Raw genomic sequence first — 17,222 nt, 5'->3', positions numbered from 1 at the left:
TCTTTGTAGCTAGTATGGCTACAATCTTAAATTTAGAAACAGCAACAACCAATTGTTCTGTAAGTATTGGCGTAGATGGTAAAGCAGTTGCCTTAGTAGAAGAAAACACTGCTAATTATTCGCATTCAGAACAATTACATATTTTTATAAAAGAAGCCTTACAAAAGGCTTCTTTGTCTTTTTTAGACATAGACGCAATTGCGGTGAGTAAGGGACCTGGTTCTTATACAGGTCTGCGAATTGGGGTGTCTGCAGCTAAAGGTTTGTGTTTTTCTCTGGATAAGCCATTAATCGCTATTCCAACCTTAGAAAGTTTGGCGCAGCAAGTTAGTGTACAGCCCAATGAGTTTATTGTTCCCGTCTTGGATGCAAGACGTATGGAGGTTTATTCCTGTGTTTTTGATGCTGAATATAACGCGCTAAGAGCAACCGAAGCTGAAATTATTGATGCAAATTCATTTCAGCATTTTGCCAGTAAGGGAAAGGTACATTTGGTAGGTAACGGAGCTGAAAAATGTAAAGGGGAACTGGGAGAGGTAAAGTTTGTTTACCATCATGAAAAAGTGCCATCTGCAGCGCAAATGGCACAATTGTCTTTTATTAGATTTGAGCAACAACTGTTTGAGGATGTTGCCTATTTTGAACCCTATTATCTTAAGGATTTTGTGTTACAGACTAAGAAGAAAAAGGCTTAATCGTCTATTTCTTCTGAATGTATAACCCGTTGCGGAAAAGGTATTTCAATACCCGCCTCGTCAAACTTAAGTTTAGATTGTTCAATAAGATTAAACTTGGCGCCCCAGAAATTTTCATTTTTGGCCCACCAGCGTAAAGAAAGATTTACAGAGCTATCTGCTAATTCAGCTACATAAACTTCGGGTTTAGGTTCTTTGAGTATGCGTTCATCTTGCTCGCAAAGTGCCAGCAGAATATCCTTGGCTTTTTTAATGTTGGAACCATAGCCTATACCTACAATATAGTTGTCCCTGCGAATAGGTTCTGCGCTATAATTTACAATATTACCATTAGCCAATTGGCCGTTAGGTACAATGGCTAATTGGTTTCCAAAAGTATTCAGTTTCGTATTAAAAATTGAAATTTCCTTTACTGTGCCATCTATACCTTGGGCAGATATAAAATCGCCCACCCTAAATGGTTTGAACAAAAGAATTAATACGCCTCCGGCAAAATTGGATAAGGATCCTTGTAAGGCTAAACCTATGGCTAAACCAGCGGCACCAATCATCGCAATTAATGAAGAGGTTTGTACACCTAGTTGGGTTACCACCAACACAAACAACATCACTTTTAGACCAATACTGATGAAGCTTTGTAAAAAACTCTCTAAAGTTTCGTCATAGTCTTTTTTGGCAAAAAATTTACGAACTAACTTATTTATGATTTTAATAAACCATAAACCAGCAAAAAGTATAATAATGGCCAAAATTAAATTGGGTACCAAATCCCAAAACCACTCTATGGCTTTGTTTATGTGTTTTTCGTAATTCTGAAATTCTTCTAACATAGTTTTATTTTAGGCTGCCAACCTACGGCATAGATTTTAACATTTCAAATTAATGAAATTAAAACTGGGTTAAAATTAGCGTGAGAATTATAGTTGTTTTAACACCTCTTCCGGGGTGGCAACTGGTAATTTACAAGAACCTTCTATGCATACATAAATTAAGGTTTGGTCTGGAACGTGCCTATTTTGTAATAATTCTATTGAACTTTGGTCATCTTTTGTAGCAACTAGTATGCTGTTGGGAATATATTCCTTGCTCAACTCACGGGCTATCTTTTTATACGCATCACCAACTATGGCTATTTCGTAAAAATTATTCTGTTGGTATGAGATAAGGTGCATCCAATTAGAAAAACCTTGTGCGCTTTTTATAAAATTGTCTTGCACGTTGTTAAGCATGGCAGAAGCAATTTCTCCATACGGTTCTTTCATGTAGATTTTGTGTAGTTTATAAAGGTTGTTGGCCATTATGGAATTAGAAGCGGAGATAACATTGTCGTTTGTTTCTATACTTCGTCTAATCAATTTATCATCCAGATCAGAAGTATAGTAAAACATGTTACTTTCATCGTCTTTAAAATGTGTAATGGCATAGTCTGTAAGATTTTTTGCTAGCGTTAGCCAATGGTCGTCAAAAGTTACCTCGTAAAGGCCTATAAACGCCTCTATGAGCGTTGCGTAGTCATCTAGAAAACCATTGATACTGCTTTTGCCGTTCTTATGGTTTCTATACACCGAAAAATCCTCTTGTATTATTTCTTGTTCTAGAAAATTAGCGTTTTTTAATGCTAATTGTAGGTAATTGTCATTTTGTAAATAACGGTAAGCATCGGTTAATCCTTTTAGCATTAGTCCGTTCCAAGAGGTTAGGATTTTATCGTCTAATCTTGGCTTTTCCCTTTGGTCCCTAACTTTTTTTAGTTCTTTAAGATTTTTAGCTATTTGTTGTGTTAAGTTAGTTGTAGCTATTCCTAGGCTATCTGCAATTTCATTATCGCTTGCATCTCTGATAAGAACATATTTGTCTTCTTCCCAATGGCCGTAGCTATTAATGTTGTAGTAGGTTTTAAAAATGCTGGATTCACTACCTAAAATGCTATCCAAATCTTTTTCGGTCCAAACGTAATAGGCACCTTCTTCTAGTTCACCGTTACTGTTTTTGCTGTCTGCATCTAAGCTAGAATAAAATCCACCATTATTATCTAGTAATTCTAATTTGGCAAAACTTACAGATTTTTCTACGGTTTCTTTGTATAGCGGATTTTTGGTCACTGCATAGGCTTTACTGTATAGGCTTATTAGTTGCCCATTGTCGTACAGCATCTTTTCAAAATGCGGTACGTGCCACTTAACGTCAACGGCATACCTAGAAAAACCGCCATCAATTGGGTCAAAAATACCGCCATAAGCCATCCTAGTCAGGGTAGTGTTTACATATTCTAAAATGCTTTCGTTTTTATTGGCTGTGGCATAATGTAAAAGATATTCCAAGTTATTGGGCATCATGAATTTGGGTGCCCTTTTGTAGCCGCCAAGATAGGTGTCAAAACTAGTACTCCAATTTTGTACGGCTAAATCTAATTCGTCTTTAGTAAAATTTATTTTGGAGGTTTTGTTTTCTACTAGATTTATGGCCTGTATGCCCTGTTCTAGTTTTTCCGCATATTCCTGTACTTTTTCAGGATCGTTATGATAGAGGTCAATTAGGCTTTTGAGCGATTTAGTCCAATTGTCTTTTGGTAAATAAGTGGCGCCCCAAAATGGTCTACCATCTGGCAACGCAACTATATTTAAGGGCCAACCCCCATTACCGGTCATCATTTGTATGGCATCCATATAAATTTGGTCTACATCTGGACGCTCTTCGCGGTCAATTTTAATATTGATGAAATTTTCGTTCATCAAGCTTGCTACCTCTTCATTTTCAAAACATTCTTCTTCCATAACGTGGCACCAATGGCAAGCAGCATAACCTATACTTATCAGTATGGGTTTGTTTTCTTCTTTTGCCCTTTCTAAAACCTCTGGTTTCCATGCATTCCAATTTACGGGATTATGGGCGTGCTGTAATAAATATGGACTTGTTTCGTCTACTAAAGCATTGGTGTATTTATGTTCCATTTTCTTTTGGGTTTCTTGGCAGCCAACTAGAAAAAGTGTTCCTAGAAATAAACCAAATATGTATTGTTTCATAATTTAGAATTGGGTACAAAAAAAGCGCCTGATTAGGCGCTAAGTTATGCGGTATTTTCTATTTAATTTACCTCAAAAGTAATTTTTACGTTTACACGGTATTCATCTACTTTGCCGTCTTTTACCGTGGCACTTTGCTCGTTAACGTAAACGGAACGGATGTGCTTAACCGATTTTGCAGCTTGTTCTACCGCTTTGTTTGTGGCGTCTTCCCAGCTTTTACTAGAATTAGCCAATACTTCAATCACTTTTAAAATTGCCATAGTTAATGTTTTTAGAATTCTCTTAGAAGATAAGAAATTCTATTTAAAAACATTAGCCATTTATGGCAACAACTTCACTTACCTTTTCACCCAACATGTTCTTTAACATCGTTTCTATACCATTTTTTAGGGTAAACGTAGAAGAAGGGCAGCCACTGCAAGCACCTTGTAAAATAACGTTAACTTTTTTAGTCTCACTATCGTAAGACTCAAACATGATATTACCGCCGTCACTGGCTACTGCTGGTTTTACATATTCTTCTAGTATAGAGATAATGGCTTGTGAAGTTTCATCTTGTTGTACTTCAGGTTTTGCTTGTACTTTATTGGCCGCCTTTGTTTTAGAAAGTGCTTCAGCAGAAACAGCTTCCTTACCATCTGCAAAGTAGGCGCGGATAAACTCTCTAACCTCCATAGTTACCTCGTTCCATTCTGCAACATCATATTTTGTGATGGAAACATAATTTTGGTCTATAAAAACCTCTTTTACAAATGGAAAGTGAAACAATTGACTGGCCAATTCTGATCCTTTTGCCTCGTCTATATTTTTAAACTCAAAAATAGTAGGAACAATAACTTTGTTCATTACAAATTTCATAACTGCAGGATTAGGTGTAACCTCTGCATAGACAGAAATGGGTGTGTTGTTTTCAGTATCTTCTATAACAACAGGCTCTCCCGCATTTAAATATTCTACTAGATTTTGGGCAACTTCGTCTTTAACATCGTTCCATTCTACAATATCAAAACGCTCCATGGCTACAAAATTCCCAGAGATATAAATTGTTTTTATAAAAGGTAAATGAAACAGCTGTTGGGCCAAAGGCGATTTTTTAGCCTCATCTATATTTTTAAACTCGTAATTGTCCTTTACTAGAAAATGATTTGCCTCAAACTTCAAAATAGCAGGATTGTTGGTCTCTACTACGGTTATGTTATAATCTTTCATGGCTAAAATTTCTACAAAAGTACAAAGTAATCTTGGCGTTACATAGATATAATAATGTTACTTTATTACCGTTATACTTTTTGTTTTATTAATTAGAGAGATACACTTAGCCCCAACCAGATGAATAAACTTATACCAACCTTGGCAATGCTTCTTTTGTTTTTTGGTACAACAAAAGCACAAGAGGGAATTCCTGTTTATTTTGATTACTTAGCAGATAATTATTACTTGGTTTATCCTTCTATGGCAGGTATAGGAGAAGGCGGTAAAATTAGACTCACGGCCAGAAAGCAATGGTTTAATGTAGATGAAGCTCCTAGTTTACAAACGTTAAATGCGAATTTTAGGGTAGGTGGCAAAAGTGGTATTGGTTTTATTCTTTTTAATGATGCCAATGGTTATCATTCCCAAACCGGTTTTAAAGGTACGTACGCACATCATTTACAATTGGGGGGCGATTTTAGAACCTTGAATCAATTGTCTTTTGGATTAAGTGCTGGTGTAATTTTAAGTAGTTTGGACGAATCTGAATTTATATCTATTCGGCAAGATCCATTAATTAGTGGCGTTAAAAATACTACTAGTTATTTTAATACAGATTTAGGTGTTAGTTACAACTTTCTAGAATTCTATGCACATGCTGCTATTTTGAACCTGTTAGGTAGCGGCAGGGATTTGTATACCTTGGCAGAATTTGACAATTTAAGACGTTATTTACTTTCTGCGGGCTATGTGTTTGGTAAGGGCGATTTTAGAATTGAGCCTTCTACCTTGTTCCAGATGACAGACTTTACCAAGGAAAAGACAATTGACCTTAACCTAAAAGTGTATAAAGACCTAAACTCTACAACCACGGTGTGGGGAGGTTTATCTTACAGAAGAAGTTTTGATGGCGCGCAATTTCAACAAGATGGTACGTTTGGCGAACAGCGTTTGCAATTGTTCACACCTATTGTTGGTGTAAATATCAACCGTTTTTTGTTTTCATATAACTATTCTTATCAATCTGGAGATATTCGTTTTGATAATGGAGGTTTTCACCAAATAACCCTGGGTTATGATTTTGGCAAGCAAGAAGAAAAGAGGTACAATTGCTATTGCCCTGCAGCCAACTAAAAGCAAAAAAAAGGACAGTTGTAAACAACTGCCCTTATCTTTAAAAATTATTCTGTTATTTCCAGTTCAGTTCTTTTTTAGCGGCCTGCTTTTTAATGGCTTGTAGTAGGGCGCTTTCTAGTTCGCCCTTTGCATTTTCTTTTTGATGTTTTGCCAAATACGCTTCCCTTTTTGCATTGGTTTTTTGTATTTCGGCCTGGATTTTAGCGCGTTCAGATTTCTTCTGGGAAATATAGGCCTTAATCTCTTTTTCAGATTTGCCTTTTAACGGGGCCGGTAAAGCCTCTGGTGCAATTTCTTCAATAGCAACGGCATCTTCCTCTACGGCGTCTACTAAATCCCAGCTAGAATTTTTATATAGCTTAGAACTTTTACTAACGGCCCTGCTTACGGCTACTTCGGCCTCCATTTCATAAGCGTTATTGTCTTGCAAACGTTGTTTTTTTAATCGATTAGAACCTGTAGAGCCGTAGGCCACATATGTGCTATTAAGTTTAGAGTTTAGCTCTATTATAATCTTATCAAATGGGGTGGCTACATAAATTTGTTCTGCATTGTGGTCTATTGCCATATAATCCCCTCCGCTAAGTTGGGCGCCATCTTTCCATTTTGTACTTATTCCTTGGGTATAATTGCCACAGAAAATGGTGTTGATAACCACATCTTTCTCTTTTGCTTGTAAAACCGCATCTTTATAGTTGGTTCGGCCTTGGGTAAATGGTTCGTTACCTGCAATAAAAACCAATTTTAGGTCGTCTGGGTTCTTTCCCCAATCCAACTGTTTTAAAGAAGTGTTTATTACGGCACCACAATATTCTTCGCCGCCGTTGGTGGTTAAAGAAAATAGTTTCTCTGAAATATCGTCCAAATCACTACTAAATGGAAGTACTTGTCTAATATAACCTTCGCGTGCCGTTAAATCATCATTTCCATATTCGTAAAGCGCTATATGTAATTCTGGAGTACTACCATTTCCGCATTTGGCATAGGAGAATTCATTAACAATATCCCAAAGTTGTGATTTTGCCTGATTAATCAACCCGTCCATACTATTACTCGTATCTAATAGCAAAGCGATTTTCACATATTGTTTTTTAGGTTTTACAGGCTGTAGTTTGTCATCTAATTGTATTGCGGTTCTCAATTCAGCCGCTTCTTTGGTAGCCAATCGGGAGGCCTCTACGTAGCCAATACCTAAGGTTAATAAACTTAAACCGATTAAAATGTTTTTTTTCATGATGATTGTTTTTGTAATTAATATGCTTCTTTTCAATATTGTTTATCACAAACCTAAAGGAGCATTTTTAGGTAGAAAATTCATTATTAGGGAATAAGCCTTGTTGGTTAGTTTAATTTGTACTTCAGTGAGTTAACTTAACTTTTTCTAATTTTTATCTCCTATGTGTGGTTATTAGTCATTTTCTAGTGCCATCTAAATAGTCTAAGTTTACCTTTAATTATGAGGCAGTTTCTATTCTTTCTAACCTTGTCTATGGCTATGCTTTCCGTACAACCTTTTTACGGTCAGCAGAATCAATCAGGATTTATGTTAGAGGGGTTGGTGCGATCCCAAGATAATCAGATGCCTATCTCAGGTGTTTCGGTAAGCACGGATAAAGGAGAATATACTACTACCAATGGTTTAGGTGAGTTTAAAATCCGTGCCAATATTGGTGATGAAATTGTTTTTAGAAGTCCTGAATTTGAAACGGTATTTCATAGGATTACCTCTAAAGAAGAGATTATTGTAGAAGTGCAAGATTTTGAACCAAGTGCTAGGGGTGGTTCTAGGGCAACAACGGCTGTTGAACACCAGCGCTATTTAGATTCTGCAAACTTTTACAAGAAAACAGATATTGAAAAAAGTTTGGATTTTATTTCTAAATCCATATCCAATACAACACTAGAACCCAGCAAAACACAAGTAAATCATAGCTTAACCCTATTAGGAGAAGTATACTTATATCATAAACAATTTGATTTGGCTGTTGCTAATCTAGAAGACGCCCTAGATGCAAAAAAAACCGTACGCACTACCTTGCTCTTGGCCAAAGCCTATGTTTTAAGTAAAGAGTATGGTGCCGCTTTGGACCAATTAGAAAAATTAGATGCGGTAAAAAATATGCCGCCATACCAAAGAATAGAAAAAGAAGAACTTAAAGGAGATGCCCATAAAGGCATGGGTAAAAGTAAACTGGCACAGCAGTTTTATGAGTCTGGTTTAAAAATCGCAGAAAAAAATCAAGTAACCCCTAAGGTAATTGATTTAAGTACCAAAATAGCAGATAATTTTGCGGCTCAGAATAGGCAAATAGAGGCAGAGGATTACTACAACAATTCAATTAAATTAAGTAAGCAGCAAGCACCGGAGAGAGAAGTTCTGGAAAAAGAAAAGGTGGCCGATTTTTACAATCAAACTAACCGTTATGACGATGAAATTCAATTGCGAAAAGAAAATCTTAGTCAGTTAAAACGTTTGCCTAAAAAGAAGGTGCTTTTAAAGGATGAACCTGCGCAAAAAGACTCTATTACTACCCAACGCATCAACTATAAAATTGCCAATGCGTACATAGCGCAAGAAAAATTGGCAGAAGCCATTCCTTATTTGCAAAAAAGTATTGTAGAGGCAGACTCTGATAATGATTTAGTAGTTCAAAAAGATGCCACTCGTAAACTATCTGAGGTGTATGAGTATCGAGGGGATTTTGATAAGGCATATAAAACCTACCAAGAGTACGTTTCTTTGGTAGATACACTATACATTAGAAAGGAACAGGAGCTTTCTAGATTGGCCCGCTTAAATAGAGAGGTGGCCAACAAGCAAAATCGTATTTCGTCTTTGGAGCAGGAAAGAGAGTTGTCTCAAAGTAAGTATAGTTTGGCCATGACCGAACAGAAATTGTTCGAGACCCGTGCCAATTGGCAAAAGGTACTAATCTATTCTTTAGTTATGGGGATGGCGTTGTTTGCGTTAACTGCTTTCTTTTTTTATAGAAGCAATCAAAAACAAAAATTGGCCAATAATTTACTCGCTTTAAAATCATTACGCTCACAAATGAATCCGCATTTTATATTTAATGCGTTAAACTCCGTGAACAATTATATTGCCAAGAGCGATGAACGTAGTGCCAATAGGTACCTTAGCGATTTTTCCTTACTCATGCGTACGGTGCTAGAAAACTCAGAAGAAGACTTTATACCCTTCACCAAAGAGCTAGAGCTTATAAAACTGTACCTTAAGTTAGAGCATTCCCGTTTTCCGGATAAGTTTGATTACGATATCAAAATTGCAAACGAGGTGGATATTCATGCATTTCAAATTCCGCCTATGTTGGTGCAGCCTTATATTGAAAACGCCGTGTGGCATGGGCTTCGCTATAAAGAAGATAAGGGTGAGCTTATTGTATCGGTAACACAACCACAAGAAGATATGCTAGAAATTACGGTTACGGACAATGGTATAGGGCGAAAGCATTCTGCCAACCTTAAAACCGATAATCAGCGTAGGCAAAAATCAAAAGGCATGGGTAATATTAAAAAGCGTATTGCTATTTTAAACGATATGTACAAGAATAAGGTAGATGTAACCATAAACGATTTAAACGAGGATGAGACAGGAACCAAAGTAGTATTACGCCTAAAAAAAGACTAGATGAAACTTAAAGCTGTTTTAGTAGAAGATGAAGCCAATAGTCGTGAAATTTTACGTAATTATTTGGCTAAATACTGCCCGTCCGTAACACTTTTGGCAGAGGCAGATAGTATAAAGCAAGGGGTTGCCGCAATTACGGAGCACAAGCCAGATTTGGTGTTTTTAGATGTAGAAATGCCTTTTGGTAATGCGTTTGATTTGTTGGAGGAGTTTCCAGACCGCAATTTCGAGGTCATATTTGTAACGGCCTATAACAATTACGCCCTAGACGCCCTTAATAACCATGCGGCATATTATTTAATGAAGCCTATTAATATAGATGAGCTTATTAAAGCGGTAGAATATGTAGAGGCCATTAAAATAAAGGAAGGTGAAATAACCGGTAAAGTACTTAAAAGTAGTTTTGCCAAGACCGAAGGAAAAATTACCATACCGCAACAAGATGGTTTCCAGGTCCTAGACGTGTCGGAGATTTATTTTTGCAAGGCAGATGATAATTATACAGAAATTTACCTAAAAGAACGCAAGATAGTAGTAAGCAAAACACTAAAGTATTTTGAAGAAGCACTGGCAGATTTCCCATTTGTTCGCATTCATAAATCGTATCTGGTAAACTTAAACGAAATTGTAAAATATGTAAAGGGAAAGGGCGGTTCGGTTATATTGACCAATGATAAAGAACTTTCTGTCTCTGCTTCTAAAAAGGCAACCTTGTTATCTCATTTTAAATCGTAATGCTATGCTTATAAAAACGGTAAATGGTAAAACCCCAGTTTGGGGAACCGATTGTTTTATTGCGGAAAATGCCACAATTGTTGGGGAGGTTAATATGGGCAACCAATGCAGTGTTTGGTTCAACGCGGTTTTACGCGGCGATGTACATTATATAAAAATGGGAAATAAAGTTAATGTTCAGGATGGGGCGGTTATCCATTGTACCTATCAAAAAAGCCCTACAACCATAGGTAATAATGTTTCTATAGGACACAATGCCATTGTGCACGGTTGCACCATACAAGATAACGTTTTGTTGGGTATGGGTGCAATTGTTATGGACGATTGTGTTTTGGAATCCAATAGCATCATAGCGGCCGGTGCCGTGGTAACCAAAGGTACACGGGTACCGTCGGGAACCATATTTGCAGGTATGCCCGCGCGTAAAATTAAAGAAGTAAGCCCAGAATTAAGTAAGGGCGAAATAGACCGTATTGCCAATAACTATGTAAAATACAGTAGTTGGTTTAAAGAATAGGGCTAGTCCGCCGCTTTTCCTATTTTTGCGTAACACTAAACAGATAGAAAATGAATGCATATATTTTTCCCGGTCAAGGGGCGCAGTTTGTAGGTATGGGGTTAGACCTTTACGAGAAGTACCCTCTGGCACAAGAACTTTTTGAAAAAGCCAATGAAATTTTAGGTTTTTCCATAACGGACATTATGTTCCAAGGAACGCCAGAAGAGTTAAAACAGACCAAGGTTACCCAGCCGGCGATATACTTACATTCCGTAATTCTATCTAAAGTAATGGGAGATAGCTTTAAGCCAGACATGGTTGCAGGCCACTCTTTAGGCGAATTTTCTGCTTTGGTAGCAAACGGTGCATTAAATTTTGAGGATGGTCTAAAGTTGGTTTCCCAAAGGGCACAAGCTATGCAAAAAGCCTGTGAGCTACAACCAAGCACCATGGCGGCCGTACTAGGTTTGGAAGATGCCTTGGTAGAAAAATTATGCGAAGAAACAGAAGGTATTGTGGTACCTGCCAATTACAATTGCCCGGGGCAGTTGGTTATCTCTGGAGAGGTAGCGGCCATACAGGCAGCTTGTGAAAAAATGAAAGAAGCGGGTGCGCGTAGAGCCTTGGTTTTACCGGTAGGTGGGGCGTTCCACTCGCCATTGATGGAGCCGGCTAGAGAAGAATTAGCGGCGGCCATAGCGGCAACCCAATTTAAGGAACCTAGCTGTCCGGTGTATCAAAATGTGACCACAACCGCGGTTACGGGTTCTAAAGAAATAGAAGAAAACCTAATAGCTCAATTAACAGCTCCGGTTAAGTGGACGCAGAGTGTGCAACAAATGCTGGCAGATGGTGCCAAGACCTTTACGGAGATAGGTCCAGGAAAGGTGTTGCAAGGCTTGGTAAAGAAAATAGACCGCAGTGCGGAAACCCAAGGCGTAGAACTTACGTAGGTAGTTATAACGGGGCTTTTAGCCGTTTATCTTAAGAAACATAGATTTAATCCACCTTTTTGTTTAAATCTATGTTTTTTTTCTAATATTTGGTGTCCCCGAACACGAACAGAACACTATTTACTTTGTTGATACACAGTATGAAAATAATAACCCACCAGCTACCCAACCGCTTTGCGGCCACCCAGCTATTTTCTGCCTTTAAAAACTATTTTTTTATTGTTGCTTTCTTTTTTGTGTTTACGGGAATGAACGCGCAAAACTTTACTATAAACGATCCTACGCCAGTAAACGAAGGTGATGATGGGGATGTTACTACCTTAACATTCACTGTAACTTTAAATAATCAAGATTTATTAAGTAGTTCTTCTGTTCAATATGAAATAATAGGAGGTAATGAAAATGGTTCAATTAACACAATCACCCTGGGTAATTTATCTGGAAATGGATTGAATGAAAATATTTTGGTCACTTTAAATGGCAACTTCTTAATTGACGGGGATAAGCCTATTAGTATAATATTGTCAAATCCTACAAATGCAACCATTGCAGATGATACAGGCGAGTCCAGTTTTTTAGATGACGATGTTGCGGGTGGTAATGTGGACAAAACAAATTTGACCACTACTGAAGCTGGAGGTTCAGATGTTTTTAATGTTTCATTAACGGCACAACCAGACTCAGATGTGGTAATAATTGTAGATGCTTCGGCGGCTTCTGGAGAAGGCTCGGTAGACAAAACTAGTTTAACATTTTCTCCTGCAAATTGGAATGTTTCCCAACAGGTTACCGTAACGGGTGTAGATGATTTTGTAGATGACGCTGATCAAAGCTATCAAATAATTTTAAGCATAGATCAAGCTGCTACGGACGATAATTTTGATGGTTTGCCAAATACGGCAATAGAAGTTACTAATACTGATGATGACACTGCCGATTTAATAGTTTCTGCAATTAGCGGGCCGGTTAGCGAGGACGAAACAACAACAGCAACATTTACCGTGGTATTGGGTGCAGAGCCGCAAGGAGACATAGATGTACTTGTGGTTTCTCAAGATAATGGTGAAGTTATAGTTGATAGCGATAGGTTAACCTTTATCGCTGCCGACTGGGACACCCCACAAACCATTACGGTTACGGGTGTAGACGATTCAGAGGTAGATGGTGATGTTACCGTAAATATAAATGTAGCGATTGAAGAGCCAGCGGCCGATGCTGCTTTTGATGGTTTAGGAACAAAAACGGTTGCTGTTATAAACCAAGATGACGACCAATTTGAAGCAGAAATTAGTAACGCTAGTAATGCGGCAGAGTCTCCGTTAACCAATGGCGGTTTTACCATTGAGTTAGACCAAGACAATTTAACTGGTGGTGACCTATCAGTTAATTATAGTATTGGTGGTTCGGCAACAGCAGATACAGATTATACTGCTTTAAGCGGTGTGGCCACTATTATAGATGGTCAATCTACTGTTGTGGTAAACATAGCACCAATAGATGATACTATTGTGGAGCTTACAGAGAACATTATAATTACCTTAACTGCTGGTACGGGTTACACTATAGGTTCAGATAATACGGTAACAATAAACTTAGAAAGTGAAGATACGGCGAGCATTACAATAGAAGATGTTAGCGAAAATGAAGACGATGGCGCCATTACGGTAACTGCAACCTTAGACAGTGCGGTAACTACAGGTTTTACGGTAAACGGGATTTTGGCAGATGGTACTGCAACTTCGGCAGATAACGATTATAGTACAGGAGGTTCTAGGCAAATGAATTTTACCGGTTCCGCCGGCGAAACCAAAACTTTTCAGATAACACCAATCGCCGATGCCAAAATAGAAGACAACGAAACTATTTTGGTTAGTCTATCTACGGCAAGCATGTTTGGTGGTTTAATAGACACTTCGGATACGGCTACTGTTACCTTGTTAAATGATGATGGTTGTGCTGCTGGCAACACAGCACCAAATTTAAATACAAGTGCACCTACGGAATTTTGTGATGTTACCAGTACGGATCTTAATGTATATGTAACCAATGCAGCGCCAACAGGTGCTACTTTAAAATGGAGTAAGAGTAATGCTGATTTTACCGATGCCAGTACACATATTAGCAACAATACTGCAGATGAAAGCACCACGTACTACGGTTTTTTCTATGACAGTCTAAACCAATGTGCAAGTCCGGCAATTAGTGTAGCTATTGTATTTAACCAAACCCCTAGCACGGGCACTATAAATAATTTTCAAGTTTGTAATACTACTGCAGGTGGTAACAATGCTTCCGCAGACTTAGACGATAGAATAACAGGGGCAGATGCCGGTACATGGGCATTGACCACAGACCCTTCTGGTGGTCAGGTTGTAATTGGTTCAGGTAATGAGGTCAATTTTGCAGGAGCACCATTGGGTGATTATATTTTCACCTATACAACAAATACGGCCCAAGGTTCCTGCAGTGATGCTTCGGATACACTTTTGATTAGGGTAATTGATTGTGCTTTTGATTGTGATGCGGGTAACGAAGCACCTACAAGAGACGACTCTGCTAACAATAATTTTTGTGACGTAGTTGATGCAGATTTGAATGATTTTGTTACGGGCAATGCACCAAATGGAACTGAATTGCGTTGGAGCCCTAACCCAGATCCATTGGTAACCAGTGCACACCGTAGTAATTTGGTTACTACCCCTGGTACGTACTATGGTTTTTATTTTGATGAGGCCAATGAATGTGCTAGCCCAACTATAGCCATTACCTTGGTGCTGAACGAAACTCCTGAATTAACGGTAGCAAATGGAGATACTATATGTGATGGTGGTGTGGCAACAATTACGGCAGATGCCACAGTAGGAGCCAGTGTTAGATGGTATGCAACTGCAACAGACAATACTATTTTAAGTACTTCTAAAACCTTTACGCCAGAGGTAGCGGAAACCACAAGTTATTTTGTAGAGGCTTTTGCCAATGGCTGTGCTTCAGCTAGGCAAGAGGTTGTGGTTACGGTATTAGAAGGGCCAAGCACCGGTACCATAGTAGATACTTCAGCATGTACGGTTGCAGGTCCAGAAAACCCTACAACATTAGATTTAGATGAGGTGTTAGAAGGTGAGGACCCAGGTACGTGGGAATTTGTGAGCGGAGAAGAAACAGTAAGTATTGGCGCAGATAACATTGTTGATTTTGAGGGGCTTGCCCAAGGAAACTATACGTTTAGATTTACTACCACATCAGCAGAGGCACCTTGTACCAATAATTCCATAGAAGTAACCTTAACCGCGGTTAATTGTTTACTAGATGCCGATAATGATGGTTTAAATGATGACCAAGAAGAAATTATAGGTACAGATCCTAATAATCCAGATACAGATGGTGATGGTATTTTAGATGGCCAAGAAGTAAATGTAGACCAGACCGATCCTCTAGACGCTTGTGATTCCGTAGGGGGAACACCGCTTCCAGGTGATGATTGCGATTCTGACGGACTTACTAATAGTGAAGAGGTGGACTTAGGTACAGATCCTTTTCTTGCGGATACGGATATGGATGGGTTAACGGATGGCGAAGAAGTTTTGGTGGTAGATGACCCAACTACAGCCTTGGTTCCAGATGTAGCTTCTAATCCGTTAGATCCTTGTGATCCCTATATTGATAGTGAGGCATGTGGGGCAATCGCTTCAGATTTAGAGATAACAAAGATAGTAGATGTGGTTAAGCCGTTAACTGGGGAAGAAATTGTTTTCACCATTACAGTAGCCAATTTAACGGAAGATGGCGTAGCAAGGAATATTTTGGTGTCAGAGGTTTTGAGTGATGCTTCGGCCTTTATAATAACCAGCGTGGAAGTGGCGGAAGGCACTACTTTTGATGCCCAATTGCGAATTTGGTCTATTCCACAACTAGATGGTGGTGAAGAGGTAACGTTAAGGATAACCGGTACGGTTGCTGCGGCGGGTAATACAGATTTTACCAATACGGTAACTATAGACCAAGTAGTTCCGCAAGATATAGACCCTAGTAACAATATGGCTTCGGTAGTAGTAGAAGTACAGACAACGGAATGTGTAGATCCGGGTACCATATGCAATATCTTTTCCCCTAATGGAGATGGTATAAACGATAGGCTTACATTAGTTTCAGCAAGAGATTATCCTAACAATTACCTTCAGATTTTTGACCGGTACGGCAATGCTGTTTATGAAAAACGGAATTACCAGAGTGATTGGGATGGAACTGGAGAAAATGGTGCATTACCCAAAGGAACCTATTTCTATACCTTGGATTTAGGTGATGGTACCGATGTAATCAAAGGTTGGATTCAAATTATACGATAACACGAACACTATCCATGAATAACCCTTATAAACTTATAGTGCTTTTTTGTTTTCTTAGTGCCAATTTATTGGTCTTTGGGCAAAAAGAACCACAATACACTCAGTATATGTACAACGTAGGCAGCTTTAATCCTGCGTACGTAGGTTCTGTAGCAAATACGGATTTATCCCTGTTGTACAGAGCGCAATGGATAGATATAGAAGGTGCGCCAAGAACGCTTAGGTTTGGTATAAACCATCCTTTTAAAAATGATAAAATGGGAATGGGTTTTAACGTGGTTAGCGATGAAATAGGGCCCTTGCAACAAACCTATATAGACCTTGCCTATTCTTATCAAGTAAATTTGGATTCTGACACCTATTTGTCATTTGGGGTAGATGCAGGAGGATCTTTGTTAAACATAGATTATTCTAAGGGAACTTTTGAAAACCCAGGTGATCCTGGCGTAAACGGTCAAGATTCCAATAACTTCTATCCAACCGTTGGGGCAGGTTTATTCCTTTATTCAGATGACTGGTACATTGGGGCATCTATTCCTAATTTTTTAACCAACGGTATTTATAATGATGAGGTAGCTACAGTTGTTGAAGACAAAATACAGTATAATTTAATTGCGGGTTACGTATTTAATCTATCGGATAACACCAAATTTAAACCGGCTTTTTTACTAAACTATTTAAATGGCGCTCCTGTTAATGCCAACCTTTCGGCTAATTTCTTGTTTGCAGATGCGGTAACTGTTGGTGCGTCTTATAGGTTTGGTAATGCAGTTAGTGGTCTGGCGGGCTTTCAAATTTCTAATAGTATCTTTTTTGGGTATTCTTATGATTATAATACCAATGGGTTGGGAGAATACAACAGCGGCTCTCACGAGGCTATCTTAAAATTTTATTTTGGTAGAGGTGGCAATGGAGCCAATGGCGGTAGGGCCAAAAAAGAGAACTTAAAAGGAAAACCCAAACAAATAGATTCTCCTAGATTTTTCTAAAGTGT

At 38.4% G+C, this 17,222-nt stretch carries 13 protein-coding genes; 8 read left to right on the top strand and 5 right to left on the bottom strand.

Annotation, left to right across the window (positions count from 1 at the left end; all coding sequences use genetic code 11):
• Positions 1 to 14: 14 nt before the first annotated feature.
• Complete coding sequence (gene tsaB / locus ACXAGS_RS09275; RefSeq protein ID WP_474906276.1) at positions 15 to 695, top strand: tRNA (adenosine(37)-N6)-threonylcarbamoyltransferase complex dimerization subunit type 1 TsaB; 681 nt, start codon at positions 15 to 17, stop codon at positions 693 to 695.
• On the opposite strand, the gene ACXAGS_RS09270 is transcribed toward tsaB, so the two are convergent.
• The 4 genes from ACXAGS_RS09270 to ACXAGS_RS09255 all read right to left on the bottom strand — a co-directional run bounded on the left by ACXAGS_RS09270 (position 692) and on the right by ACXAGS_RS09255 (position 4,930).
• A complete protein-coding gene (locus ACXAGS_RS09270; protein ID WP_474906275.1) occupies positions 692 to 1,525 on the bottom strand; it encodes a mechanosensitive ion channel family protein in 834 nt (277 codons plus the stop codon). The two genes, tsaB and ACXAGS_RS09270, sit on opposite strands and share 4 nt — an antisense overlap.
• A gap of 87 nt (positions 1,526 to 1,612) precedes the next feature.
• A complete protein-coding gene (locus ACXAGS_RS09265; protein WP_474906274.1) occupies positions 1,613 to 3,718 on the bottom strand; it encodes a thioredoxin domain-containing protein in 2,106 nt (701 codons plus the stop codon).
• A gap of 62 nt (positions 3,719 to 3,780) precedes the next feature.
• Entirely contained in the window at positions 3,781 to 3,981 is a 201-nt protein-coding gene (locus ACXAGS_RS09260; protein ID WP_010518444.1) for a dodecin family protein, read from the bottom strand.
• Positions 3,982 to 4,033: 52 nt separating this feature from the next.
• Positions 4,034 to 4,930: a NifU family protein gene (locus ACXAGS_RS09255; protein WP_474906273.1), complete on the bottom strand. Its 897-nt coding sequence runs from the start codon at positions 4,928 to 4,930 to the stop codon at positions 4,034 to 4,036.
• A 120-nt stretch (positions 4,931 to 5,050) separates the two neighbouring features.
• Between ACXAGS_RS09255 and ACXAGS_RS09250 the strand changes: the two genes are divergently transcribed.
• Positions 5,051 to 6,046: a PorP/SprF family type IX secretion system membrane protein gene (locus ACXAGS_RS09250; RefSeq protein WP_474906272.1), complete on the top strand. Its 996-nt coding sequence runs from the start codon at positions 5,051 to 5,053 to the stop codon at positions 6,044 to 6,046.
• Positions 6,047 to 6,101: 55 nt separating this feature from the next.
• Here the strand turns inward: ACXAGS_RS09250 and ACXAGS_RS09245 are convergent, their stop codons facing one another.
• Complete coding sequence (locus ACXAGS_RS09245) at positions 6,102 to 7,283, bottom strand: vWA domain-containing protein (RefSeq protein WP_474906271.1); 1,182 nt, start codon at positions 7,281 to 7,283, stop codon at positions 6,102 to 6,104.
• A 222-nt stretch (positions 7,284 to 7,505) separates the two neighbouring features.
• On the opposite strand from ACXAGS_RS09245, the gene ACXAGS_RS09240 reads away from it, so the two are divergent.
• The 6 genes from ACXAGS_RS09240 to ACXAGS_RS09215 all read left to right on the top strand — a co-directional run bounded on the left by ACXAGS_RS09240 (position 7,506) and on the right by ACXAGS_RS09215 (position 17,217).
• Complete coding sequence (locus ACXAGS_RS09240; protein ID WP_474906270.1) at positions 7,506 to 9,698, top strand: tetratricopeptide repeat-containing sensor histidine kinase; 2,193 nt, start codon at positions 7,506 to 7,508, stop codon at positions 9,696 to 9,698.
• Positions 9,699 to 10,433: a LytR/AlgR family response regulator transcription factor gene (locus ACXAGS_RS09235; protein ID WP_474906269.1), complete on the top strand. Its 735-nt coding sequence runs from the start codon at positions 9,699 to 9,701 to the stop codon at positions 10,431 to 10,433.
• Positions 10,434 to 10,437: 4 nt separating this feature from the next.
• Positions 10,438 to 10,950, top strand: a complete 513-nt coding sequence (locus ACXAGS_RS09230; RefSeq protein ID WP_474906268.1) for a gamma carbonic anhydrase family protein — start codon at positions 10,438 to 10,440, stop codon at positions 10,948 to 10,950.
• 50 nt (positions 10,951 to 11,000) lie between these two features.
• Complete coding sequence (fabD, locus tag ACXAGS_RS09225) at positions 11,001 to 11,885, top strand: ACP S-malonyltransferase (protein WP_474906267.1); 885 nt, start codon at positions 11,001 to 11,003, stop codon at positions 11,883 to 11,885.
• Between the two features lie 140 nt (positions 11,886 to 12,025).
• Positions 12,026 to 16,228 (top strand): T9SS type B sorting domain-containing protein, encoded by a 4,203-nt coding sequence (locus ACXAGS_RS09220; RefSeq protein WP_474906266.1) that lies wholly within the window; start codon positions 12,026 to 12,028, stop codon positions 16,226 to 16,228.
• A 14-nt stretch (positions 16,229 to 16,242) separates the two neighbouring features.
• The gene (locus ACXAGS_RS09215) at positions 16,243 to 17,217 is read left to right on the top strand and encodes a PorP/SprF family type IX secretion system membrane protein (protein WP_474906265.1); all 975 of its coding nucleotides are present in this window, start codon (positions 16,243 to 16,245) and stop codon (positions 17,215 to 17,217) included.
• Positions 17,218 to 17,222: the final 5 nt, after the last annotated feature.

The organism is Croceivirga sp. ABH4_376 (genome assembly GCF_056160685.1).
This window is presented reverse-complemented; position numbering and strand designations above follow the sequence as displayed.

Coding starts and splice junctions, on each gene's coding strand:
- ACXAGS_RS09230 (WP_474906268.1), top strand. CDS start 10,438: ATGCTTATAAAAACGGTAAATGGTAAAACCCCAGTTTGGGGAACCGAT.
- ACXAGS_RS09240 (WP_474906270.1), top strand. CDS start 7,506: ATGAGGCAGTTTCTATTCTTTCTAACCTTGTCTATGGCTATGCTTTCC.
- ACXAGS_RS09220 (WP_474906266.1), top strand. CDS start 12,026: ATGAAAATAATAACCCACCAGCTACCCAACCGCTTTGCGGCCACCCAG.
- ACXAGS_RS09235 (WP_474906269.1), top strand. CDS start 9,699: ATGAAACTTAAAGCTGTTTTAGTAGAAGATGAAGCCAATAGTCGTGAA.
- ACXAGS_RS09250 (WP_474906272.1), top strand. CDS start 5,051: ATGAATAAACTTATACCAACCTTGGCAATGCTTCTTTTGTTTTTTGGT.
- ACXAGS_RS09260 (WP_010518444.1), bottom strand. CDS start 3,981: ATGGCAATTTTAAAAGTGATTGAAGTATTGGCTAATTCTAGTAAAAGC.
- tsaB (WP_474906276.1), top strand. CDS start 15: ATGGCTACAATCTTAAATTTAGAAACAGCAACAACCAATTGTTCTGTA.
- ACXAGS_RS09255 (WP_474906273.1), bottom strand. CDS start 4,930: ATGAAAGATTATAACATAACCGTAGTAGAGACCAACAATCCTGCTATT.
- ACXAGS_RS09215 (WP_474906265.1), top strand. CDS start 16,243: ATGAATAACCCTTATAAACTTATAGTGCTTTTTTGTTTTCTTAGTGCC.
- ACXAGS_RS09265 (WP_474906274.1), bottom strand. CDS start 3,718: ATGAAACAATACATATTTGGTTTATTTCTAGGAACACTTTTTCTAGTT.
- ACXAGS_RS09245 (WP_474906271.1), bottom strand. CDS start 7,283: ATGAAAAAAAACATTTTAATCGGTTTAAGTTTATTAACCTTAGGTATT.
- ACXAGS_RS09270 (WP_474906275.1), bottom strand. CDS start 1,525: ATGTTAGAAGAATTTCAGAATTACGAAAAACACATAAACAAAGCCATA.
- fabD (WP_474906267.1), top strand. CDS start 11,001: ATGAATGCATATATTTTTCCCGGTCAAGGGGCGCAGTTTGTAGGTATG.